This is a genomic window from Shewanella sp. SM101 (assembly GCF_025654465.1).
Lineage (GTDB): Bacteria > Pseudomonadota > Gammaproteobacteria > Enterobacterales > Shewanellaceae > Shewanella > Shewanella oncorhynchi.
The window spans coordinates 29,388-52,166 of the sequence record NZ_JAKKRH010000034.1; the positions used below are offsets into that span (position 1 = coordinate 29,388).

Consider the following 22,779-nt stretch of genomic DNA (forward strand, 5'->3'; position numbering starts at 1 on the left):
TTTACTAACCTAGTTCTTCAACGTTAGGCTATTAATAACTTGAGGTGTGTACAGAGCGCACTGCTCGGCCTGATGGGTCGATAATGCCGCGTAAGCTTTCGTCCCAAGCCAATGCTTCTGGCGTTGAACAGGCGACGGATTTACCGCCTGGAACCGTTTCTGCAGCGCCGCTCAGTGGATAATGTTCCTCAAAGAAGCAGCGATAGAAATAGGCTTCTTTGGTTTCTGGCGTGTTGTATGGGAAACGGAATTTCGCGTTCGCCAATTGTAAATCATCCACACGCGCCGCAGCTTGTTCTTTCAAACCGTCAATCCAAGAGTAGCCAACGCCGTCACTGAATTGTTCCTTTTGACGCCACGCCACTTCTTTTGGCAATTTATGCTCAAAGGCTTTACGCAGAATGTGTTTCTCAATACGGCCATCCTTAGACATTTTCGCTTCAGGGTTGATGCGCATCGCCACATCCATAAACTCTTTATCGAGGAAGGGCACGCGAGCTTCTAATCCCCAAGCGGCCATGGCTTTGTTGGCTCGCAGACAATCGAACAGATGCAGCTTGTCGAGTTTGCGGACTAATTCCTCGTGGAATGCCTGTGCGTTTGGCGCTTTATGGAAGTATAAATAGCCGCCAAATAGCTCGTCAGCACCTTCACCCGATAACACCATCTTAATGCCCATCGCTTTGATTTTACGCGCCATTAAATACATTGGCGTGGCAGCACGTATGGTGGTGACATCGTAGGTTTCTAAGTGATAGATCACTTCTTTAATCGCATCTAAGCCTTCTTGGAAGGTGAAATGGATCTCATGGTGAATCGTACCAATCGCTTCGGCGACCTTTTTGGCGGCGATTAAATCTGGCGCACCTTCAAGGCCGACGGCAAAGGAATGTAACTGTGGCCACCAAGCGTTGGTTTCGCCATCGTCTTCAATACGGCGTTTAGCAAAGGTTTGCGTCACGGCGGAAATGATCGATGAATCTAAGCCGCCCGACAGCAACACACCATAGGGCACGTCTGACATTAATTGACGTTTGACCGCCGCTTCTAATGCGTCACGCAATTCTTCTTGGCTGGCTGGGTTATCTTTAACCGCATCATAGCTTTGCCAATCGCGGCTATAGTATTTAACGGCTTCACCATCTTTTGAATACAGATAGCGGCCCGGTAAGAACTCTTCTACCGTTTTACACACTGGCATCAAGGCTTTCATTTCGGAGGCAACATAGAAGTTACCCGCAGCGTCACGGCCTGTGTATAGCGGGATAATACCCATGTGATCGCGGCCGATAAGGTATCTATCTTGGGCTTTGTCATATAACACAAAGGCGAAGATACCGTTTAATTTATCAAGAAATTCAGTGCCATATTCTTGATACAGCGCCAAGATCACTTCGCAGTCAGAGTTGGTTTGATAGCTGTACTTATCGCCTAACTGGGCTTTCAATTCTTTGTGGTTATAGATTTCGCCGTTGACCGCAAGGATCAAGCTGCCATCTTCGGTCAGCAGTGGCTGAGCACCGTGTTCAATGTCAACAATCGCTAAACGTTCGTGGGCAAGAATCGCCTTATCACTGGCATAAATACCTGACCAGTCAGGGCCACGGTGGCGCATGAGCTTAGACATTTCTAGCGCGACTTGGCGCAGTTCTTTGGCATCAGATTGGATATCTAAAATCGAAAAGATTGAACACATAGTACAACTCCCACACTGTCTGTCATTTGAGGATGTCTCAATTGAGGTTTAATGTGCCAGCAATTTAGGCATTTGCCAAACACTATTTTTGATGTTTTATCTGTTTATTGACGTTTTTGTTGATTTAGACGTTTATGTTTTATGGTTTTATTTGAGAATAATTCATTTAATTTGCGTTATTTTTGATGATTTGTTTTTATTGTTTGATTTGGCATGGAGAGTTTTGGGGAATTCACAATGTGTTTTGAAAAAGTGTCGATGATAGAAAAACCGCTAAAAAAGCCCTTAAACAAGGAGTTGGCTCGTTTAAGTGTTTTATTTTTAATCAATTAATGAGCCGAGTTTGACATTAACCAATGGCATAAGACTATTCTGAATGGTGTGGCAGGATGGATATTTCGCGATAACGGCATTGTTTGTGAGCTGAAAACAAAAAAGCACGTGAATGGTTCACGTGCTTGTAGGTCTTGTTTGGCGCTTTGGCTGGCGGAGGAGGCGCTTTATTTCGCAGGTGCGACTAGCAGGCGTCAATAAGAGACGACTAACCCAACGGTCTCTCGCAAGAAGCCACAGACTTAGCCTGTTACTTTGCGTCCGTTTCCAGCGTTGTTTTGGCTGGGCGCAGGCTATTGAATTCTGTGCCTTGATAATATCCCGGCCAATCTTGGCTGTTGCCCAATGTGCGTGTGACTTGGTAGTAGATTTGCAAGTCTTGCAGCGCGCCGCTTAAATCCCAATCTTCACGATATTCATCGCAGACATTGTGATAACAGCCCTTCATTGTGGCTTGCATCTGGGTTTTATAAGCAGCCGTGGCTTCGTCAACGGGGTTGCTACCGCCGCCAGCAAATACCGCTGGCACGCCAAGTTTGGCAAAGCTGAAATGATCTGAACGGAAGAAACCGCCCGAAGCGGGATTTTTCTCACCCATGGCGATGCGGTTTTGTTGTTTCGCCGCATCGATAAGATAAGTTTCTAACTCGGATTTACCTTTGCCGACAATGGTAAAGTCATTGGTTTTGCCATAGATATTCGTGCTGTCGAGGTTTAACACTGCCACGGTTTTGTCGATAGGGTAAAGTGGATTGGCGGCGTAATAGCGCGAACCGAGTAAGCCCTGTTCTTCACCTGTGGTGGCAATAAAGGTGACCGAGCGCGCTAAACCATGGCCTTGTTTGGCATTGTCGGCTAATTGTCTGGCGATTTCGAGAATGCCGGCAGTGCCCGAGGCATTATCCATGGCGCCGTTATAAATCTGATCGCCTTCTTTCCTCTCGTCTTTACCTATGTGATCCCAATGGGCGGTGTAGAGGATTTGCTCGTCGGCTTGTGTGCTGCCGGGGAGTGTGGCGACCACATTGTAGCTATTCGCGTATTCGGCTTTATTTTTAAAGGCGATGTTGGCCGTTTGCTCAAGGGGTAAATTGATTGAACTGTCGGCGGCACGCGCCATCAAGCTCGGCAGTGATAAACCGGCTTTATCGAACAGTTGCGTAGCCGCGTCCAGTGTAAGCCAGCCTTCGACTTGGATACGGCTATCTTGTTCTGCTTTACTGAGGACCAGATCTTGCTGTGGTCCAGTCCAACTATTTTCTATCACGGACCAAGGGTAAGAGGCGGGCTCGGTATCATGGATAATCAGTGCGCCGAGTGCACCTTGACGACTGGCCTCTTCAAATTTGTAGCTCCAACGGCCGTAATAGGTCATGGCTTTGCCGTTGAATTTACCCGAGTCTGGGCGAGCAAAGCCGGGATCGTTCACTAAGATCACCGCGATTTTGCCTTTCATGTCGAGATCTTGGTAATCATTCCAACCATATTCAGGGGCATTCACCCCATAGCCGACGAAGACTAATGGTGCGTTCTCAATACTAATACCACCGTTATCGTGGCGACTGCTGAGCACTAGATCTTTTCGGTATTTAAAGGGTAATCCTGCCAGCGTGACTTGCTGCGCTTCATCTGCGGTATAGCTCACCATAGGCACAGGTTGTAAAAAGCTGCCTTGGTACGCGCCCTTGAGTCCCATCTCTGTAAAGGCTTTGGTCAAATAATCCAAGGTGAGTTTTTCACCGTGAGTGGTGGGCGCACGGCCTTCAAATTCATCGGATGATAGGGCTTTAATATCATTTCTAAAGCGCGCTTCATTAAACTGCACTGGTTTGAGTTCAGCCAAAGTGCTGTTGCCATCAGGCTCTGATACATTTGGACTACAGGCATTGAGCATGGCCAACGCACAGAGTGGATACAGACGTCGCATAGGTTAATCCTACTGTTGTTTTAATTAAGGTATTTTAGATTTATGTTAATCAATCAGAAGCGAGACTTATCATGAAGCAAGCCGCGGTGAGCCACAAGGTTGAGAAGAAGGTGAATATGTTACTTAATGTTGCTTTACCCTATGCAATACGCCTTTGGGTAAGGCGTATTGCATGGGTAATGTTGGAATGACTTGTAGAATGACTGGCTACGCAGGGTTAGACAAAGGTTTAGATAATTGTTTAAACAACATCGATGTCGCCCGCGCAGGCAAACACATGGTTCGGGCGGAAGGGTTCTTTGTCAATATCTTCAAGCTTACTCACGCCACTGGTGACCAGAATGGTTTCAAGCCCTGCTTGGAAGCCCGCCAAAATATCGGTACGCATATTGTCACCTATGATGACAGTGTCTTCCGAGTGTCCATCAATATGATTAAGTGCAGAGCGAATAATCCAAGCACTCGGTTTGCCCACGTAGAAAGGTTTCTTACCGGTAATACGTTCGATGGGTGAGCAGAGTGCACCACAAGCAGGGCTGTAGGCTGGACCGTGAGTATCGGGGTTAGTGGCAATAAAGCGCGCGCCGCGTGCGATGAAGCCTGCCGCTTTATGGATCATTTCCCAGTTGTAGGAGCGGGTTTCACCGACAATCACAAAATCGGGGTTAATATCGGTAATGGTAAAGCCTGCTTTGTAGAGTTCGTGGGTGAGGGCGCCTTCGCCAATGACATAGGCCTTGCTGCCTTCTTGGTGTTTTAAAAAGTCGGCGGTGGCCATGGCGGAGGTGTAAAAGCATTCTTCAGGAATATCAATACCGGCGGCACTTAAACGGTTTTGCAGATCCTTACCCGTTTGTACGGGATAGTTAGTCAATATCACTAACGGATTGCCTTGCTCTAAAATGCGCTGGATAAATTTGTCGCTGCCGGGGATCAGTTTATTGTCGTGCAGTAGTACACCATCGATATCGCAGATAATATTTTTCATCTAATAGTCTCTTGTCATGCCGAGCAAAAATCACTTTTCGTTAAGTTATCTAATGCCACATTGCCCCAGAAAACAATGCTTTTGTGGAAAATAGTTAAAAAAATAGAGACCCTAAGGTCTCCATTTGTGATCTCGCTACCATTGCTTTAAAGCGAAACTAATCAGGCGCGTAACCGCTTGGGCCGATAAGAGTGCCATCAAGATAGGCTTGGCTATTTTGCATGTTAAGACGTTGCTGACTAAACCATTTCACCACGAGTGGATAAATGGCATGTTCTTGCTCATGTACACGGGCGGCGAGCATGTCAGCGGTATCTTCTTCATAAACAGGCACTTTTGCCTGTAAAATCACCGGACCTGCATCCAGCTCTGGCGTGACAAAATGCACGCTGGCACCATGTTCGCTGTCGTTAGCGTCAATGGCACGTTGATGGGTGTTTAAGCCAGTGTATTTCGGTAACAGTGAAGGATGGATATTGATCATGCGACCTAGGTAATGATTCACGAAATCATCGGTTAAGATCCGCATAAATCCTGCCAACACGATTAAATCGGGTTGGTACTGTTCAATCACTGTCATTAAACGCGCATCGTATTCAGAGCGAGATTCACCTTGGTGAGCTATCACGCAGCTGGTATCAATTTCGCCATGATGGGCGCGCACTAGGCCATAGGCATCGGGTTTATTACTGATGACTCCGACAACTTCGGCCTGCAGATTATCGTCGCAACCGTCGATAATCGCTTGCAGGTTACTGCCATTTCCGGAAATTAATACAACTACACGACAGCTCTGGGGCATTACAGGATCTCCACTTGCTCTTCATTGCCTTCACGATCTGCGATAGCACCGATCAGCCAAGCTTGTTCGCCTTCTGCAGCCAGTAATGCAAGTGCTGCATCCACTTTATCGGCTGGCAGCGCGACTAACATGCCGACGCCACAGTTGAAGGTGCGATACATTTCATATTCTGCAATGTTGCCATTTTCCATTAACCAACTGAAAACAGCAGGCCATTGCCATGAATCGCCTTGGATAACCGCTTTTAAATTATCTGGCAGTACGCGCGGGATGTTTTCCCAGAAGCCGCCGCCAGTAATGTGTGCCATTGCATGTACATCTGATGCTGCGATCAGTTTCAGCAATGATTTCACGTAAATTTTAGTTGGCTCAAGTAGATGTTCAATTAGCGGTTTGCCATTGAGATCTTGTTGAGGGTCTGCTTGGCTCACTTCTAATACTTTACGTACTAAAGAGTAACCATTTGAATGAGGGCCGCTCGAGGCTAATGCGATAAGCGCATCACCCGCTGCAACTTTGCTACCGTCAATGATGTCGGCTTTTTCAACTACGCCCACGCAGAAACCTGCTAGGTCGTAATCTTCACCTTCGTACATGCCTGGCATTTCAGCGGTTTCACCGCCGATTAACGCACAACCAGATTGGAAACAACCTTCGCCGATACCGTTGACAACAGACGTCGCGGTTTCAACATCCAGCTTGCCTGTCGCATAGTAATCGAGGAAAAACAGTGGCTCAGCACCTTGAACGATTAAATCGTTCACACACATAGCAACTAAGTCTATGCCGACAGTGTCGTGTTTTTTATAGTCGATGGCTAAACGCAATTTAGTTCCAACACCGTCGGTGCCAGACACTAAAACCGGTTGCTTGTATTTAGTGGGGATTTCACACAGGGCGCCAAAACCACCTAAGTTGCCCATAACTTCTGGACGACGGGTACGTTTAACGGCTGCTTTAATGTTACTTACCAGTGCATTACCTGCATCAATATCAACGCCGGCATCTTTATAGCTCAGTGGGGTAGGTGTGCTCACGGAGGGATCCTCTCGGGTACATCGTTATTGGATTTTATGCGGCGGTATTCTACCAGCTTGTGCTAGGGGTCGAAAGTCATGATTTGGATTTATGCCCCTCGGCGGAGTTTTTTTGGTCTGAATGCGAGATATTCTATTTTTAGAGGTCTTGAGTTTGGTCACAAAATAGTAAATCACAGTAGGTATCTTAGACGATTGGGGATTATTCTTGGGAGATAGCTCACGATTAGACCGAATGGCAAAACTTTCTGTTTTACCTAGTAAACAAATCAACTAGAATCTGAAAAATTTGCCTAAAATAATACGCCGAAAAATAAGCAGGAGAGAAAAATGAAAGTTGTCGAGGTTAAACATCCTTTAGTGCGTCACAAAATCGGTTTAATGCGCGAAGGTGACATTAGCACTAAACGTTTCCGTGAACTAGCCGCCGAAGTGGGTAGTTTATTAACCTATGAAGCTACCGCAGATTTCGAAACTGAAACGGTGACGATTGAAGGCTGGAATGGTCCGGTTGAGGTCGATCAAATCAAAGGTAAAAAAGTCACTGTCGTGCCAATTTTACGTGCGGGTTTGGGTATGATGGACGGCGTACTCGAGCACATTCCAAGTGCGCGTATCTCAGTTGTCGGTATTTACCGTGATGAAGAGACCCTTGAGCCAGTGCCTTATTTTGAGAAGCTGGCCAGCGACATGAACGAGCGTATCGCTTTAGTTGTCGACCCTATGTTGGCGACAGGTGGTTCTATGATTGCGACCGTCGATTTATTGAAAAAGCGCGGTTGCACTTCAATTAAGGCCTTAGTGCTAGTGGCTGCGCCTGAAGGCATTAAAGCCTTAGAAGCGGCGCATCCTGATATCGAGTTATATACCGCTGCTATCGACAAGTGCCTCAATGAGAAGGGCTATATCCTGCCTGGTCTTGGTGATGCGGGCGATAAAATCTTTGGTACTAAATAGCCAAAGTTGCTAAATAATCTGAGTTGCTGATGCTCAATTGAGCGGATGTGGTCAGTAAGGGAGCCTAGGCTCCCTTTTTGTTTTTGTTCAATACAGAAATAACAACTTTATCTTAAGCTGCTAAAGTTTAGAATAAGCTAAATAATAATTATCTATTGAAGTTGTTTTTATTGGCTTATTTTGCAATGTTATTGATCGCAGTTTACGTTTTGTGCAAGGTACATTGTCGGTAGAACAGGGATTAAGAGGAATTATGGGAAATTCGGCTCTCAACTGGTTATTATTGCGTCGATCATTTGAATTTGCGACCCTCTTGTTTGTCGTACTCCTACTTATTCTATTACCGATTAAAATCGATAGAGAGCATAAATCCTTTGTGTCTTTTGTAAAAAATGAGCAACTTACACCGAGTTATATTGAACTGCTCGGTAAAAGCTTATCTCTGCACGATATTATTGATTTCAATAAATCCTCTTTAGCGCTTTTTCAACTTGACCCTTCCAGATTAATGCTGCCGCAAGGGGGAGTGCTTTCCGCAGAAGAAGAACAAGTCTTACGCTACTTTGATTATCTCTATTCCAGTAAAAAGACCAATGCCGAAGATATATTCCTGTATGTGGGACTTTATCGCAGTGATGCCATGTATTTTGCCACCCCAATTCCTGAGGACGTAAAAGCGCGGCTGATTAAAGACCGTACTTCAACGAATGAGTTTTGTCAGAGTCTGCACTATTGCGCGAAAGACGCGACCCCAGAGTCCTTAGCCGATGGAATCGTATTATCCATTCCTTATCAAGATGAAGTCAGTGGGAAAGTCATTTTATCGATGGCATCACCGATTTCATCATCTAATGATCCTAATCATTTCATCGGTGATGTTATTGCCGACACGGCCTTAATGACGTCGGTTTTTATGCGTAATAAACATGTTGAATTGCAGAACGGATTATGGTACTGAGTTGGTGATCACGACAGATAGCCTTTGGGCTGAACTGACGCCGGAGTTCTTGTTTTATTCGATGACAAATCATTTAGATAACATGACTTCACTGACATATAAAATCAGTATATTTCGTTTCATTGTGTGGAATTTACCCCTGTGGTTTTTGTTATCTATCGTAATCTTCTTCGTTCAAATTAATATCAATCGTTTTAGGAAACTTCGTACTGAGCGTCAACGGTTTAGTGAAGCGATGTTATTGGATGCTTTTACTCGAACCTATAATAAGAAAGTCTATGAGACCACACTGTTTGATGTCGCGACTAAGGGGCATTATGCGGTGATCTGCGTGGATGGCGACAAAATCAAAACCATTAATGATACCTATGGGCATAAACTCGGGGATATGGCGATCATGCAAATTGTTGATGCGATGCGCAGTGTATTTCGAGAAAATGATTTGTTAATCAGAACCGGCGGTGATGAGTTTGTCGTCATCTTGGCTAATTGTACTTTTGAACGGGCCTTATTGTTGGCTGAACATTTACGTCAGGCGGTCGCAGAGCGGCAGTTTTTAAATGTGCTGACAGTCTCCTGCGGTGTGGCTGATTCGCAAGATTATGCTTCCTTTGAGGCAGTGCTACAAGCGGCGGATAAAGCGTTATATGAGGATAAAAAGAATAAGCAAGGAAGTCGCAAGCTTGACCTGACACCTTAATTATCACGTTCATTATTACGTGAGTTATTACGTGAGTTATCGAGTGAATCAGTGAGTTAACCAGCTGCCCGCAATAAAGTGAATACCCGAGATAAAAAACAGCGCGGAGAATGCCACGCTGTTGTTACTTTCTAATACGGTAATGTAAACATCTGCGATAACACTTATAACACCATTGCTGCAATCCAACCAAACACTAATAGTGGAATATTGTAGTGGATAAATGTTGGTATCACGCTGTCACGAATGTGATCATGTTGACCATCGGCATTCAAACCTGCAGTGGGACCTAAGGTGGAATCTGATGCTGGCGAGCCCGCATCACCCAGCGCGGCTGCAGTGCCAACTAACGCGATTGTGGCCGCTACTGAAAAACCAAAACTCAATGCCAATGGTACATATATCGTCGCGATAATTGGAATGGTGGAGAAAGACGACCCAATTCCCATAGTGATCAGTAGCCCAACCAGTAGCATCAAAAAGGCTGCGAGGGCTTTATTATCCCCAATGATGTCGCTAAGCGAGGCCACAAGCGTACCCACTTCACCGGTTTCTTTCACTACAGCGGCAAAGCCTGCGGCTGAAATCATGATAAAGCCGATATTGGCCATCATTCGCACACCTTGGTTGAAGATATCTTGGTCGGCGACATGCTTCAAGGCACCCGAAAAACTGAAAATCATGAAGCCGACTAAGGCACCAAAAATCATAGAGTCAGTTTCAAGTTGTACGATGAGAGTGGCTAATATCGCCAGTGCAGCAATGATGATATTGCGTTTGTTGAGATTTTCTTCAGGTTCAGCGACCAACACTTTTGCCTCGTCGTAAGTCCGAGGTTTACGGTAACTGATGAATACTGCAGTGAGTAACCCTACGACCATACCCGCGGCAGGGATTAACATGGCTGGCGGAATTTGCTCGCGAGCAGCGGCTAAGCCATTGCTGGTTAAGTTGGAAAGCAGAATATCATTTAAGAAAATGCCACCAAAACCAATCGGTAAAATCATATAGGTGGTGACTAGGCCGAAGGTTAGAACACAAGCCACAAGGCGGCGGTCGATGTTCAGTTTGGTCATCACATGTAAGAGTGGTGGCACTAAAATCGGAATGAAGGCGATATGGATCGGTAAAATATTCTGTGAAGCCATCGACATAACGAGTAGCGATAACAGCAGTAACCAGCGTACCCAGTTAGTGTTTGTGGGATTAGGATCTTGTCCAAGGCTACTAATGATGCTTCTAGAAATCAGCGTCGTTAAGCCTGAATGCGATAGTGCGACAGCGAAAGCACCTAATAATGCATAACTGAGCGCAATTTGTGCGCCGCCACCTAAGCCTGTATTAAAGGCATCTATAGTTTGGTGCAGATCCATTCCGCCTACCAATCCCGCCACGAGGGCGCTCACGGTCAGGGCAATAACCACATTCACCCTAGCTAAACTGAGTGCTAACATTAAGCACACTGCAATTACGACTGCATTCATTATCAATTTTCTTAATTCTTTAAGCCAAAGGAGCTATTTTCGACTGCAAAGGCAGTGGATGTCCAGTTTGCCGAGGGCTTATCTGAAAAATATCTGAAAATGTGATCATGCTGGGTTTTGTCTGTTAGCCGAATGTGGATTGCTCCGCACACTCGGTACGCAGAATGCTCTATCCTTAGTCAGGCAAAACGGAAATACCCTTGAAAAATGTGATATTGGTCTTAAATAGGTTGTAAGGCACAGCACACGACTTATAATGCCTAAGGATTTGATTGGTAAGAACACCTTTTAATCAGTAAGGATTTAACTTGACCTAGGTTGAGAACATACTGGCTAGAAGGCATCTTGCCTTACACTTAGTTCAACTCATAGATGGAGATATAAAATGAGCGTATTAGTAGGCCGTCAGGCTCCTGATTTTACTGCTGCAGCTGTATTAGGTTCTGGCGAAATCGTTGATAGCTTTAACTTGACTGCAGCCATCAAAGGCAAACCAGCCGTCGTATTCTTCTATCCACTTGACTTCACTTTCGTTTGCCCATCAGAGTTGATCGCTTTTGATCACCGTATGGAAGAGTTCACTAAGCGTGGCGTAGAAGTGATTGGTGTGTCTATCGATTCTCAGTTTACCCACAATGCATGGCGTAACACCCCAGTTGAAAAAGGCGGTATTGGCCAAGTTAAATATACGCTAGTGGCTGATGTTAAACATGAAATCTGTAAAGCATACGATGTTGAGCATCCAGAAGCGGGTGTGGCTTTCCGTGGTTCATTCTTGATCGACAAAGAAGGCATGGTTCGTCACCAAGTCGTTAACGATCTACCATTAGGCCGTAACGTTGATGAAATGCTACGTATGATCGATGCACTGCAATTCCATGAAGAGCACGGTGATGTTTGTCCTGCTGGCTGGGAAAAAGGCGATAAAGGTATGAATGCAAGCACTGAAGGTGTTGCTGCTTACCTGTCTGAAAATGCAAGCTCACTGTAATTAGTACTTTTCTAATCACAGTCGCCTGTTAAATGAAAAAAGCTGCCAATGGCAGCTTTTTTGTTTTTTCATTGCTGAAGATCTCGTGTTAACTGTTCAATTTATTCCACAGTACCGCTTTCTGCATCCTGCGCATCCACGGCCAGTAACGGCCAGCCACCTAATGATTTCCAACGATTCACTATGTGACAAAAAAGCTCCGCGGTACGTTCGGTATCATATAGCGCCGAATGGGCTTCTTTATTATCGAAGGGAATACCCGCCATAATGCATGCCTTGGCAAGTACGGTATGACCAATGGCGAGTCCGGCGAGCGTTGCTGTGTCAAAGGTGGCAAAAGGATGAAACGGCGAGCGTTTTAAGTCGCAACGTTCTATCGCCTTACTCACAAAACCATGATCGAATGCCGCATTGTGCGCCACTATGATACTGCGATGGCAGTCGGAGGCTTTTTGGGCTTTCTTCACGGCTTTAAAGATTTCTAAAAAGGCTTCTTTCTCGCTCACCGCTCCCCGTAACGGATTAGTGGGATCAATACCGTTGAATGCTAACGCTTCGGGTTCTAAATTTGCACCTTCAAAGGGCTCAATGTGGAAGTGTAGGGTTTTATCGATTCCTATCACACCTTCATTGTCCATTTTTAGTAGGGTGACGGCAATTTCTAGCAACGCATCGGTTTGAGAGTTGAAGCCCGCAGTTTCGACATCAATGACTACGGGAAAGTAGCCTCGAAATCGGTATTTCAATTTGTTCGCGTCGCAAATGTCACTCATAAAGTACTCAAGAAAATTCACAGGGCGCTATTATGCTAAATGTGTTGGGGTGTGTCATGCTTGATTGGTGGTTTTATGAGCTAAAGGAACTAAATAGTTTGCCGATAAAGCCATGTAACCGATTAAACATGAGTAAAGGCTATGTGGCGAAAACTGATATTAGTATCAATTTTATGCGTTCCAGCAACTGCAATGGCAGAGTTGCGCCATTATGTCGCCTCTTTAAGTGATTCCCAGTGGCGAGTGAGTGAAAATACTCCCATCGTCTGTCGCCTTGAGCATGATATTCCTTCTTACGGTAAAGCGATTTTTACCAGTGAAGCAGGTAAACAGCAGAATATGACTTTTACCTTAGATATGTGGGTAAAACCTGATCAAGTGACGCAGGCGAAATTAATTAGCCGCGCGCCGCAGTGGCGTCCTGGTGTGGTATCAAAAGAGATCACTTCATTACATTATCAAAAGTACTTTAACGGTGAAGTGCCTAAGCGTGCAGCTTGGTCTATGTTGGCAGAGTTGAGTCGCGGTATGGAACCAACGTTTTACTATGCTGATTGGTATAACGAGTCGAATAAGATAGCTGTGGGTTTGTCTTCAGCTAATTTTGGCCGTAAATATACTGAGTTTAAAGCTTGTCTAGCGCATTTATTGCCCTATAGCTTTGAAGATATCGCTTTTACTGTATTAAATTACGATGAAGGCGGAACCGATTTAACTCGTTTCTCCCAGCAACAACTGTCTCGGGTGCAAGAATATTTAGCCTATGATCCCTTGGTAGAGTTAGTGCTGGTGGATGCATATACCGACAGCTATGGTGGCCGTTCAGTAAACCAGAAAGTGTCGGATACACGAGCAGCGTCGGTAAAAGAGTTCTTTGTTGCCAGTGGTATTCCTCAAGATCGTATTGTCACATTTGGGCATGGTGAGCGTCGTCACGTGGCTTCCAATGATGATATGGATGAAAGGGCGCGTAACCGTCGTGTTGTTATACGGATCAGTAAACCTTTGTAGTGTTTGTTTTACCTAGGTTTTAAGTGTTTTCCAATGCCAAGTTTATGACTTGGCATTGTCGTTTTTAAAAGAAGGAGAGTTCAGGCAGTATGCCACTTTAATCGAATGATTCGCTCAATTTGCGCGTATGGGTAAAAATAATGAGATTTTTTAATTTGTAGTGATGACATATCCACCTCAACAAGTACTGCAGAAAGCGAGAGTGGGATAAGTACGAGTAATATAGATGAAGTATAAAACTTGGCCGTTGCAATAATCAGGATTGTGTTTGAAATGCTAAAAAAAAGCCCGCTTAAACTAAGCGGGCCGCAAAAATAATGCATTTGCAATCAACAAATTGAAGGAAGGAAGTCAAGCATAAGAACCAGAAAAGAAACTGAAGTGTTGGGAACACACCAGTTTAAAAGTTCTTTGTTTTCGATATCTGCAAGCAGTTATCTCCTGAAAACAAGCACATTCTATTGGGAAACCCGTTGTAAAACAAACGAGAAAAATTGCCCATAAACATTAGTAATTCTAATGGCTACAAAGGTGATTTATATCACTTAAGTCACTATTTACCTTGATTAATAACTTATAACTCACTATTAATGCATAATAATACACTTCAATAAGTTTATCCTTGCTGCTATTTTGTTAAATTCACGATACAGCTTAAAAAACTTCATATTAAGTTACGCCATTGCCATGATTTTTTTTGCTTGTATAGTACTTGCTGAAAAGGCCTTAAGCCCGAAACCATAAGAAGGACGACAACACGATGGCATTAAGATTTCGCCTTGCAAAGCAAGGTTTGTTAGTGGCCACATTGGGGATGGCACTCGGTGCCTGCCAAAGTGGCAATGCACCTGAGCAAAATTCGACTGAGCAGGCAAGCGCAACTAAACTCGTTTACCCTGTCACTGAAAAAGATGACCTCGTCGAAACCATTCATGGTGTTGCGGTGGCCGACCCTTATCGTCATCTGGAGGCCAATACACCTGAAACTGAAGAGTGGGTAAAAGAACAACAAGACTTTGGTCAAGCCTACCTCGCTAAGATCCCCAATAAACAAGCTGTGGTCGAACGTATTACAGAACTTTGGAATTACGAAAAAGTCTCTGCTCCGTTTGAAAACGGCGACAATCAATTTTACTACCGCAATGATGGCCTACAGGCGCAATCGGTTTTGTACGTTAAAGGTTTAGATGGTGTTGAAAAGCCTGTTCTTGACCCAAATAAACTGTCTGCGGATGGTACTGTTGCCTTATCCGGCGTTGCTGTGAGTAATGACGGTAAAATTTTAGCCTATGGCGTTTCAAATTCTGGCTCAGATTGGCAGCAATGGCAGTTCGTTGATATTGCAACCGGTAAGAAACTGGCCGATGAACTGAAATGGATTAAATTTTCTAGCGCAGTGTGGGATAAAGAAAATCAAGGTGTGTTCTACGCCCGTTATGATGCCCCTGCAGGGGGGGATGTCTTAGCTGACGTTAATTTTAACCAAAAAGTGTATTACCACAAATTAGGCACAGACCAACATCAAGATCTATTGATTTATGAGCGTCCACAGAATAAAGATTGGGGCTTTGGCATTGATGTCTCTGAGAAAGGTGAATACTTATTACTGTCGATTTCTCAAGGTACGGATAAGCGTAATCGTTTCTTCTATAAATCGTTATTTGAGCCTAAATCCCAAGTGGTGGAATTGATCCTCAAATTAGAAGCTGAATATGAGTTTCTCGGTAATGATGGTTCAGTGTTTTATTTCAAAACCGACTTAGAGGCGCCTAATGGTAAAGTGATTGCGATTGACACCCGCAATAGTGATAAATCGCAATGGCAAACGATTATTCCTGAGTCTAAAGATCCGATTAATAATGTCGCCATTATTAATGACCATTTAGTGGTGAGTTATTTACATGATGTGTTAGGTCAATTATCGATTTACAGTATGGGTGGTCAGAAGCGTCAAGATGTGGCATTGCCTGGTCTTGGCAATGTGGCAGGGCCTTTTGGTAAAGCCAGCAAAGATTATTTCTATTATGTGTTTAATAGTTATATTCAGCCTGAAACCACCTATAAGTTTGATTTTAAAACTGGTGGTTCAACTGTCATTGCTAAACCCAAAGTCTCGTTTAATCCCGATGACTATGTTTCTGAACAGGTTTTCTATAGCAGCAAAGACGGTACGCGTGTGCCTATGATGCTCTCCTATAAAAAGGGCTTAGTGAAAAACGGCCAAAATCCGACATTACTTTATGCCTATGGTGGTTTTGCCATTTCGATGACACCACGTTTTAGCCCTGCCAATATCGCTTGGTTAGACATGGGTGGCATTTATGCCGTGCCGAGTTTACGTGGCGGTGCTGAGTATGGCGAAAGCTGGCATCAAGCGGGGATGTTCGACAAAAAGCAAAATGTGTTTGATGACTATTTTGCTGCTGCTGAATATCTGGTAAGCGAAAAATATACCAACAGCTCTAAACTCGGTGCCTATGGCCGCAGTAATGGTGGTCTGTTGATGGGCGCTGCTGTGACTCAACGTCCTGAACTTTTTGCTGCCGTATTACCTGCCGTGGGCGTGTTGGATATGCTGCGTTTTCACAAGTTCACTATTGGTTGGGCTTGGACGAGTGAATACGGTAGTGCCGATAAAGCAGAGCAATTCCCTGCGCTATTGGCTTATTCGCCCTATCACAATGTAAAAGCGCAAGCTTATCCTGCGACTATGGTAATGACAGCGGATCATGATGATCGTGTTGTGCCATTACACAGTTTCAAGTTTGCGGCCATGCTGCAGGAGAAACAGCAGGGCAATAAACCAGTCATTATGCGTATCGAGTCAAATGCTGGTCATGGAGCGGGTAAGCCCACGGCGATGAAGATCGACGAATTTGCCGACATCTACAGTTTCTTGTGGCAGAGTTTTGGCTTAACCTTGCCACAAGCTATCGCAAAATAACTAACTATGTTAATAAAATGGGGTCGTTTGACCCCATTCTCTTTTACAATTGCCCCTATTCATCTGAAACCCGCGCTATTCCTATCTATATCTTCATCGGGTCATTCACAAGTCTTGTTTCCCTAGGTATAGTAAGCGTCAATTTTTCAACCAAAATTTGCTTATTTTCAAATGATGTTTCATTGGCCAATTTCAGTCTATTACGAAGACACCGACGCTGGTGGCGTTGTCTATCATTCGAACTACCTCAACTTTTTTGAGCGCGCGCGAACCGAGTGGCTAAAAGCCCTTGGCGTGAGTCAGACTGCGTTATTAGCCGACGACACTGCTTTTGTCGTAAAGCGTGCGGAACTCGATTTTCGCAAAGCAGCACGTTTTGAACAGAACCTTATTGTTGAAACTAAGGTCATAGAGTTGAAAAAGGCCTCGTTGATCTTTCATCAACGCTTGGTCGATAAACAGGGAGACTGTTATTGTGAAGGCACAGTGCTGGTTGTTTGTGTTGCGCTATCACGTATGCGTCCCCGAGCTATTCCCTTAAATATTGTGCAGGAGTTTGACAGTGCAAGCTGATATGTCGATTGTTGGGTTATTTTTACAAGCCAGTTTATTAGTGAAATTTGTTATGTTCACTTTACTTTGCTTGTCGGTGATGTCTTGGACGGTGATTTTACAACGCCGTAGCTTACTGACATCCGCAAAAAGTAAATCGGCGAAGTTTGAAGACAAATTTTGGTCAGGTGTTGATTTAAACCGTTTGTATAAAGAATTATCATCCCGTCCAGATAATAGCGGTTTAGAGTCATTATTTGTGACTGGCTTTAAGGAATATTCACGCCTGAATAAATTAAATAGCAAAGTGCCCGATGCCGTCATGGATGGTACATCGCGAGCTATGCGTGTGACCTTGTCTCGCGAAATGGAAAAGTTAGAAGCTAACTTACCGTTATTAGCAACGATTGGTTCGACTAGCCCTTATATCGGTTTATTTGGTACGGTATGGGGGATCATGAATTCTTTTATCGCTATTGGTTCGATGGAAAATGCCACCTTAGCTATGGTTGCACCCGGTATTGCTGAAGCTTTGATTGCAACGGCTATGGGTTTATTTGCTGCAATTCCAGCGGTAATTGCGTACAACCGTTTCTCGACCCAAGTCGATAAATTAGAAATGGCTTACGCAAACTTTATGGAAGAGTTCTCCAGCATTTTGCATCGCCAAGCATACAGTGAGAAGGAAGGGGCATAATGCAACCAGCTTATCAGCGCAAACGTCGTCGCCCCGTTGCTGAAATCAACGTGGTGCCTTATATCGACGTCATGCTCGTGCTGTTAATTATTTTTATGGTAACAGCACCCATAGTGACCCAAGGGGTCAAAGTGGAGCTGCCTCAAGGGGCGGCAGAAGTGTTACCCAATGACAGTAAGCCGCCCATTGTTGCTTCTATCGATGGTGACGGTGATTACTTCCTCAATAAAGGCGGTTCAACGAATGTGCCTATGGATTTGGAAGAATTGGCAACGGAAGTGGCTGCACTTATCGTGACTGAACCTGAGCGTCCTGTTGTGGTTAAAGCCGATAGAAATATTCCTTACGATAAAGTGATTCAGTTGATGGTGACACTGCAGCAAGCTGGTGTGCCATCAGTCGGTTTGATGACGGATTCACCCAAGGAGAAATAGGTGGCAGATAAGTCAGATGTAACATTACCTCTGTCAATTTCAGCGGGTATTCATATTGGCGTGATAATTATTCTGGCATTAGGAATAGATTTTTCTCACAAACCTGAGCCTATGCAACAAGTTAGCGCACCAGCAATCAAAGCTGTTATGGTTGATCAGCAAAAAGTGGCTAATCAAGTTGAGAAACTTAAGCAAGAAAAGCGTGATGCCGAACGCCGTGAGCAAGAACGTCAAGCCGAGCTTGAACGCAAAGCTCAAGAAGCGAAACAGGCACGCGAGCGCGAACAAGCTCAGATTAAACAGCTAGAGCAAGAACGTAAGCAGCAGGAAATTGAGATTCAAAAAGCCAATGAAGCGACCAAATTAGCCCAGGTGAAACAGCAGCAGGAAAAGGAAAAGGCGGTCAAAGCCGAAGCTGACCGTAAGCTGAAAGAGCAGGAGCGTAAGATTGCTGAAGACGCCGCACAAAAAGCCGCTGAAAAACGCAAGGTTGAAGAAGCTGCTGCAGTGAAAGCTGAAACTGACCGTAAGCAAAAAGCAGATGCGGAAGCTAAAGCGGAGGCTGATGCCAAAGCTAAAGCAGATGCCAAAGCTAAAGCTGATGCCAAAGCTAAAGCTGATGCCAAAGCTAAAGCAGATGCCAAAGCTAAAGCTGATGCCAAAGCTAAAGCTGATGCCAAAGCTAAAGCGGATGCTAAAGCTAAAGCGGATGCTAAAGCTAAAGCGGATGCTAAAGCTAAAGCGGATGCTAAAGCCCTTGCCGATCAAGAGCAGGAAATGGCTGATGCATTAGCGGCTGAGCAAGCGGCGCTGTCGCAAACCATGAATAAGCAGATGCAGAGTGAAGTCGGTAAGTATCAGGCAATGATAAAATCAACTATTCAACGTAATTTGGTAGTGGATGAATCTATGCGTGGAAAGACTTGTACTGTCTCTGTGCGTTTAGCGAATGATGGGTTTGTGATCAGCAGCCAAACAAAAGGTGGTGATCCCAACGTTTGTCGTGCAGCAAAAGCGGCGATTTTGAAAGCGGGCAAACTGCCTGTGTCTCCGGATCCTGCGGTTTATAACTTGATGAAAGAAATTAACTTAATCGTTGAACCAACGTTTAATTAAAGGAGCACCATGAAAATATTGGCAAAATGGTTAGCACTGGCAGTTCTGCTGTGCACCACCCCCGCGAAAGCGGCATTGGATATTGTGATCACAGAAGGTGTTGACGCAGCGCGTCCCATCGCTGTGATGCCTTTTGTATGGCAAGGTCCTGGCGCACCGCCACAAGCGATTGCTGATGTGGTGATGTCTGACTTAGCTCGTAGCGGTACCTTTAAACCTTTAGACGAGCTCGGACTACCTCAGCGCAATATTGGTGCTTTGGCTCAGTTTCAACCTAGTTCATGGTCTAGCGTTGGCGCAGAAGCTGTGGTGTTAGGTACTGTGAAACCTTACGGAACCGATCAGTATTTGGTGAGCTTTGATTTAATCGATTTAGTTAAAGCACAAAACCAAGCATTGAAAGGCTCAGTCAGCGCTACAGAATTTTTGATGGATAGTCGCCAAACTGTGATTTCAGCAGCGCAATTTCGTCAATATGGTCATAGAATTAGCGATATCGTCTATGAAAAGTTAACCGGTATTCGCGGTGCATTCTTAACGCGGATCTCCTATGTCGTGGTCAATCATACTCAAAAAGCACCTTATCAGTTGATGGTTGCGGACTATGATGGTTTTAACGAGCAAATGTTACTGCGCTCACCTGAGCCATTAATGTCACCCACTTGGTCGCCTGATGGGCGTCGTTTGGCGTATGTTAGCTTTGAAAATAAAAAAGCAGAGATTTTCGTGCAAGACCTTTATACCCAAGTGCGCACTAAAGTGAGCTCTTTCCCTGGTATTAACGGTGCGCCGGCTTTCTCTCCTGATGGCAAATCTTTGGCTGTGACGCTGTCTAAGGATGGTCAGCCTGAGATCTATGTTATCGATATTGCGACAAAAGCGATTAAGCGTATTACTAATCACTATGCTATCGATACTGAACCATCATGGTATCCTGATGGGAAGTCGTTGATTTTCACATCTGAACGTGGTGGTAGACCGCAAATTTATCGCGTAGAGTTAAGCTCAGGTAAAGTGAGTCGTGAAACATTTGAAGGTGAATGGAACCTTGGTGGTTCAATTACGCCAGATGGACGTAGTATGATTTTTGTTAACCGTACTAACGGTAAGTTTAATATTGCGCGTATGGATTTAAATACGCGTTTTATGCAGGTGCTAACCTCTACACGCTTGGATGAATCCCCAAGTGTGGCGCCTAATGGTACTATGGTCATATATGGCACTACACACCAAGGTAAGCAAGTATTAGCAGCTGTTTCTACGGATGGACGCTTTAAAGCGAGATTACCCGTGGGTCAAGGCGAGGTGAAATCACCTTCTTGGTCTCCGTTTCTCTAATGTTATACCTTGATTTAATCACATTTAATTTTATAAGGAACACGTAATGGATCTGAATAAGTTGTTAAAAGCTATGTTGGTAGCACTTCCAATTATGGCTATTAGTGCATGTAGCTCAACTTCAGAATCAGAAACTGATGCAATGGGCTCAACAAACGGTTCAGGTAGCGAACTGAATGGTGGCATTCAAACTGGTGGTGTGGGTGCTATGTTGTCATCTGAAGAGCAGCAACGTCAGCAGTTAGAAGAGTTGAGAAAAGAACACATCATTTACTTCGATTTCGACCGCAGTGAAGTTCAAACTGAATTCGCCGCTGTATTAGAAGCTCATGGTACTTACTTAGTTGAGCACCCAAGTGTGCGCGTACTGATTGAAGGTCATGCGGACGAGCGTGGCACTCCTGAGTACAACATTGCTCTGGGCGAACGTCGCGCTAAAGCCGTTGCTAAATACCTACAAGGTATGGGCGTACAGCCAAGCCAAATGAGCGTAGTCAGCTATGGCGAAGAAAAACCACTTGATTTTTCTCGCACTGATGAAGGTTTTGGCAAAAACCGTCGTGCAGTTTTAGTTTACTAAGATTGAATCTCGGAGAGTAACACAATGAAACGTGCCGTCTTAATTACGGCAATGTTCCTTGGTGCGGGCGCTGCAGTTGCAGCGCCTGCTCCTGTGGAAGATATTGCTGGTGGTTCGGGTGATGACAGACTTGCTCGTATCGAACGTATTGTAAAATCGAGACAACAAAGTGAGCTCGAGATGCAACGTCGTCTTGATACACTACAGCAGGAAGTTCTCGATTTACGCGGTTTAACCGAACAACAGAATTATCAGATTGAGCAGATGCAAGAGCGTCAGCGTCAGTTATATGATGAGCTTGCTAATTTATCCTCAAAGGCATCTGCCGCACCTGCAGCTGCAGCCACATCAATCCCCTCTGTGGTATCGACCAATGCTGCCGCAAGTAGTTTAAGTGAAACTGCAAGTTATGAAAATGCCGTTAACTTAGTCTTAAAAGAGCGAAAGTATGACGATGCCATTCCTGCCTTCCGTGCTTTTATCAAACAATACCCAGACTCTGTGTATGCCGCGAATGCGAACTATTGGTTAGGACAGCTATTATTTAATAAGAGCGAATTTGCAGAAGCCAAACAAGCCTTCAAAACTGTGGTTGATCGTTTTAGTGATTCTAATAAACGTGGCGATAGTTTAGTGAAGCTTGGCATGATCGCCGAGAAAACCGGTGATAAAGCTGGTGCGATGCAATACTACCAACAAGTTGTCAAAGATTACGCAAACAGCGCCGCAGCACGCATTGCACAGCAGCAACTGGCTGCAATTAAAGCGTAATTAACTAAAAAACATACTCTTAGTCTGTTTTTCATGCAAACGACAAAAAATTGGGAATTTGCGCTTGCATGAGAAGATGAAAAAGGTATTATAGGCGCCCTCAGAGCGGCGAGGTCGTTCGGGGCGTGAAATACCAGTAAATGGGTCGTTAGCTCAGTCGGTAGAGCAGTTGGCTTTTAACCAATTGGTCGAAGGTTCGAATCCTTCACGACCCACCACTTACTCTAATGAATAGAATAAGTTAGTGGTATTTAATGAGATAGTCAGTAGTACAATGGGTCGTTAGCTCAGTCGCTTTTTATGCAGCTAGGGCAGTTGGCTTTTAACCAATCAGTCGAATGGTTCTAATCCTTAATGACACACCACTTTACTGAAAGTGTGTAAATCAGCGCAACACCAGATGGGTCGTTAGCTCAGTCGGTAGAGCAGTTGGCTTTTAACCAATTGGTCGAAGGTTCGAATCCTTCACGACCCACCACTTATTATTCGCATTGCTGATGCCAAAATAAGTGAACATTTTTATCGTAATGCCTAGATGGGTCGTTAGCTCAGTCGGTAGAGCAGTTGGCTTTTAACCAATTGGTCGAAGGTTCGAATCCTTCACGACCCACCACTTTACTGAAAGTGTATAAATCAGCGTAACAGTTTTAATAGACAATAGATGGGTCGTTAGCTCAGTCGGTAGAGCAG

The 22,779-nt window shown here is 44.6% G+C and carries 20 protein-coding genes and 4 tRNA genes; 17 read left to right on the forward strand and 7 right to left on the reverse strand.

The window, feature by feature from the left end; all coding sequences use genetic code 11:
* Window positions 1-31: 31 nt before the first annotated feature.
* The 5 genes from asnB to purM form a co-directional block, all read right to left on the reverse strand.
* The gene (gene asnB / locus L5M38_RS17420; protein ID WP_263163154.1) at window positions 32-1,696 is read right to left on the reverse strand and encodes an asparagine synthase B; all 1,665 of its coding nucleotides are present in this window, start codon (window positions 1,694-1,696) and stop codon (window positions 32-34) included.
* A gap of 583 nt (window positions 1,697-2,279) precedes the next feature.
* On the reverse strand, window positions 2,280-3,956 hold the full coding sequence (locus tag L5M38_RS17425; RefSeq protein WP_263179821.1) for a M28 family metallopeptidase: 1,677 nt from the start codon (window positions 3,954-3,956) through the stop codon (window positions 2,280-2,282).
* A gap of 241 nt (window positions 3,957-4,197) precedes the next feature.
* Window positions 4,198-4,944, reverse strand: coding sequence for an HAD-IIA family hydrolase (locus tag L5M38_RS17430; protein ID WP_028760358.1), 747 nt, complete (start codon window positions 4,942-4,944; stop codon window positions 4,198-4,200).
* 157 nt (window positions 4,945-5,101) lie between these two features.
* The gene (gene purN, locus L5M38_RS17435) at window positions 5,102-5,746 is read right to left on the reverse strand and encodes a phosphoribosylglycinamide formyltransferase (RefSeq protein ID WP_263179823.1); all 645 of its coding nucleotides are present in this window, start codon (window positions 5,744-5,746) and stop codon (window positions 5,102-5,104) included.
* Window positions 5,746-6,783, reverse strand: coding sequence for a phosphoribosylformylglycinamidine cyclo-ligase (gene purM / locus L5M38_RS17440; protein ID WP_006081244.1), 1,038 nt, complete (start codon window positions 6,781-6,783; stop codon window positions 5,746-5,748). Before purM ends, purN begins: the two co-directional genes overlap by 1 nt.
* A 330-nt stretch (window positions 6,784-7,113) precedes the next feature.
* Between purM and upp the strand changes: the two genes are divergently transcribed.
* The 3 genes from upp to L5M38_RS17455 all read left to right on the forward strand — a co-directional run bounded on the left by upp (window position 7,114) and on the right by L5M38_RS17455 (window position 9,398).
* Window positions 7,114-7,740 (forward strand): uracil phosphoribosyltransferase, encoded by a 627-nt coding sequence (gene upp / locus L5M38_RS17445; RefSeq protein WP_006081245.1) that lies wholly within the window; start codon window positions 7,114-7,116, stop codon window positions 7,738-7,740.
* 253 nt (window positions 7,741-7,993) lie between these two features.
* Window positions 7,994-8,698: a hypothetical protein gene (locus L5M38_RS17450; RefSeq protein WP_263179826.1), complete on the forward strand. Its 705-nt coding sequence runs from the start codon at window positions 7,994-7,996 to the stop codon at window positions 8,696-8,698.
* Window positions 8,667-9,398, forward strand: a complete 732-nt coding sequence (locus L5M38_RS17455) for a GGDEF domain-containing protein (protein ID WP_263179827.1) — start codon at window positions 8,667-8,669, stop codon at window positions 9,396-9,398. The genes L5M38_RS17450 and L5M38_RS17455 overlap by 32 nt, the downstream gene beginning before the upstream one ends.
* A 164-nt stretch (window positions 9,399-9,562) precedes the next feature.
* Here the strand turns inward: L5M38_RS17455 and L5M38_RS17460 are convergent, their stop codons facing one another.
* Window positions 9,563-10,882: a Na+/H+ antiporter family protein gene (locus tag L5M38_RS17460; protein WP_168823896.1), complete on the reverse strand. Its 1,320-nt coding sequence runs from the start codon at window positions 10,880-10,882 to the stop codon at window positions 9,563-9,565.
* 385 nt (window positions 10,883-11,267) lie between these two features.
* Here L5M38_RS17460 and L5M38_RS17465 point away from each other — a divergent pair, with 385 nt between their 5' ends.
* On the forward strand, window positions 11,268-11,873 hold the full coding sequence (locus tag L5M38_RS17465; protein WP_006081247.1) for a peroxiredoxin C: 606 nt from the start codon (window positions 11,268-11,270) through the stop codon (window positions 11,871-11,873).
* Between the two features lie 101 nt (window positions 11,874-11,974).
* Here the strand turns inward: L5M38_RS17465 and rnt are convergent, their stop codons facing one another.
* Complete coding sequence (gene rnt, locus L5M38_RS17470; RefSeq protein WP_105252848.1) at window positions 11,975-12,646, reverse strand: ribonuclease T; 672 nt, start codon at window positions 12,644-12,646, stop codon at window positions 11,975-11,977.
* Between the two features lie 141 nt (window positions 12,647-12,787).
* Here rnt and motY point away from each other — a divergent pair, with 141 nt between their 5' ends.
* The 13 genes from motY (at window position 12,788) to L5M38_RS17535 (ending at window position 22,702) form a co-directional block, all read left to right on the forward strand.
* Complete coding sequence (gene motY / locus L5M38_RS17475; protein ID WP_113938782.1) at window positions 12,788-13,657, forward strand: flagellar protein MotY; 870 nt, start codon at window positions 12,788-12,790, stop codon at window positions 13,655-13,657.
* Window positions 13,658-14,417: 760 nt separating this feature from the next.
* Window positions 14,418-16,601 carry a prolyl oligopeptidase family serine peptidase gene (locus L5M38_RS17480; RefSeq protein WP_168823900.1) on the forward strand — a complete coding sequence of 728 codons (2,184 nt, stop codon included), beginning with the start codon at window positions 14,418-14,420 and terminating at the stop codon, window positions 16,599-16,601.
* A 171-nt stretch (window positions 16,602-16,772) separates the two neighbouring features.
* Window positions 16,773-17,174, forward strand: coding sequence for a tol-pal system-associated acyl-CoA thioesterase (gene ybgC / locus L5M38_RS17485; protein ID WP_006081251.1), 402 nt, complete (start codon window positions 16,773-16,775; stop codon window positions 17,172-17,174).
* The gene (gene tolQ, locus L5M38_RS17490) at window positions 17,164-17,850 is read left to right on the forward strand and encodes a protein TolQ (RefSeq protein ID WP_028760350.1); all 687 of its coding nucleotides are present in this window, start codon (window positions 17,164-17,166) and stop codon (window positions 17,848-17,850) included. Before ybgC ends, tolQ begins: the two co-directional genes overlap by 11 nt.
* Window positions 17,850-18,284, forward strand: coding sequence for a protein TolR (tolR, locus tag L5M38_RS17495; protein ID WP_113938780.1), 435 nt, complete (start codon window positions 17,850-17,852; stop codon window positions 18,282-18,284). Before tolQ ends, tolR begins: the two co-directional genes overlap by 1 nt.
* Window positions 18,285-19,400: a cell envelope integrity protein TolA gene (gene tolA, locus L5M38_RS17500; protein ID WP_263179829.1), complete on the forward strand. Its 1,116-nt coding sequence runs from the start codon at window positions 18,285-18,287 to the stop codon at window positions 19,398-19,400. It begins immediately after the preceding gene.
* A 9-nt stretch (window positions 19,401-19,409) separates the two neighbouring features.
* Window positions 19,410-20,738 (forward strand): Tol-Pal system beta propeller repeat protein TolB, encoded by a 1,329-nt coding sequence (gene tolB / locus L5M38_RS17505; protein WP_028760347.1) that lies wholly within the window; start codon window positions 19,410-19,412, stop codon window positions 20,736-20,738.
* Window positions 20,739-20,784: 46 nt separating this feature from the next.
* Window positions 20,785-21,318 (forward strand): peptidoglycan-associated lipoprotein Pal, encoded by a 534-nt coding sequence (pal, locus tag L5M38_RS17510; RefSeq protein WP_028760346.1) that lies wholly within the window; start codon window positions 20,785-20,787, stop codon window positions 21,316-21,318.
* A gap of 24 nt (window positions 21,319-21,342) precedes the next feature.
* Window positions 21,343-22,089 (forward strand): tol-pal system protein YbgF, encoded by a 747-nt coding sequence (gene ybgF / locus L5M38_RS17515; protein WP_028760345.1) that lies wholly within the window; start codon window positions 21,343-21,345, stop codon window positions 22,087-22,089.
* Between the two features lie 142 nt (window positions 22,090-22,231).
* Window positions 22,232-22,307 (forward strand) — tRNA-Lys (locus L5M38_RS17520).
* Window positions 22,308-22,365: 58 nt separating this feature from the next.
* A tRNA-Lys gene (locus L5M38_RS17525) sits at window positions 22,366-22,454 on the forward strand.
* A 37-nt stretch (window positions 22,455-22,491) separates the two neighbouring features.
* Window positions 22,492-22,567: transfer RNA gene (locus L5M38_RS17530), tRNA-Lys, on the forward strand.
* Window positions 22,568-22,626: 59 nt separating this feature from the next.
* Window positions 22,627-22,702, forward strand: a tRNA-Lys gene (locus L5M38_RS17535).
* The last annotated feature ends 77 nt before the right edge of the window (window positions 22,703-22,779 follow it).

Bases quoted from the DNA above. Each gene is read 5' to 3' on its own strand.
- L5M38_RS17425 (WP_263179821.1), bottom strand. From the start codon at position 3,956: ATGCGACGTCTGTATCCACTCTGTGCGTTGGCCATGCTCAATGCCTGT.
- ybgF (WP_028760345.1), top strand. From the start codon at position 21,343: ATGAAACGTGCCGTCTTAATTACGGCAATGTTCCTTGGTGCGGGCGCT.
- asnB (WP_263163154.1), bottom strand. From the start codon at position 1,696: ATGTGTTCAATCTTTTCGATTTTAGATATCCAATCTGATGCCAAAGAA.
- purN (WP_263179823.1), bottom strand. From the start codon at position 5,746: ATGCCCCAGAGCTGTCGTGTAGTTGTATTAATTTCCGGAAATGGCAGT.
- L5M38_RS17455 (WP_263179827.1), top strand. From the start codon at position 8,667: ATGTTGAATTGCAGAACGGATTATGGTACTGAGTTGGTGATCACGACA.
- tolR (WP_113938780.1), top strand. From the start codon at position 17,850: ATGCAACCAGCTTATCAGCGCAAACGTCGTCGCCCCGTTGCTGAAATC.
- tolB (WP_028760347.1), top strand. From the start codon at position 19,410: ATGAAAATATTGGCAAAATGGTTAGCACTGGCAGTTCTGCTGTGCACC.
- motY (WP_113938782.1), top strand. From the start codon at position 12,788: ATGTGGCGAAAACTGATATTAGTATCAATTTTATGCGTTCCAGCAACT.
- L5M38_RS17480 (WP_168823900.1), top strand. From the start codon at position 14,418: ATGGCATTAAGATTTCGCCTTGCAAAGCAAGGTTTGTTAGTGGCCACA.
- L5M38_RS17430 (WP_028760358.1), bottom strand. From the start codon at position 4,944: ATGAAAAATATTATCTGCGATATCGATGGTGTACTACTGCACGACAAT.
- ybgC (WP_006081251.1), top strand. From the start codon at position 16,773: ATGATGTTTCATTGGCCAATTTCAGTCTATTACGAAGACACCGACGCT.
- L5M38_RS17450 (WP_263179826.1), top strand. From the start codon at position 7,994: ATGGGAAATTCGGCTCTCAACTGGTTATTATTGCGTCGATCATTTGAA.
- pal (WP_028760346.1), top strand. From the start codon at position 20,785: ATGGATCTGAATAAGTTGTTAAAAGCTATGTTGGTAGCACTTCCAATT.
- L5M38_RS17465 (WP_006081247.1), top strand. From the start codon at position 11,268: ATGAGCGTATTAGTAGGCCGTCAGGCTCCTGATTTTACTGCTGCAGCT.
- rnt (WP_105252848.1), bottom strand. From the start codon at position 12,646: ATGAGTGACATTTGCGACGCGAACAAATTGAAATACCGATTTCGAGGC.
- L5M38_RS17460 (WP_168823896.1), bottom strand. From the start codon at position 10,882: ATGAATGCAGTCGTAATTGCAGTGTGCTTAATGTTAGCACTCAGTTTA.
- upp (WP_006081245.1), top strand. From the start codon at position 7,114: ATGAAAGTTGTCGAGGTTAAACATCCTTTAGTGCGTCACAAAATCGGT.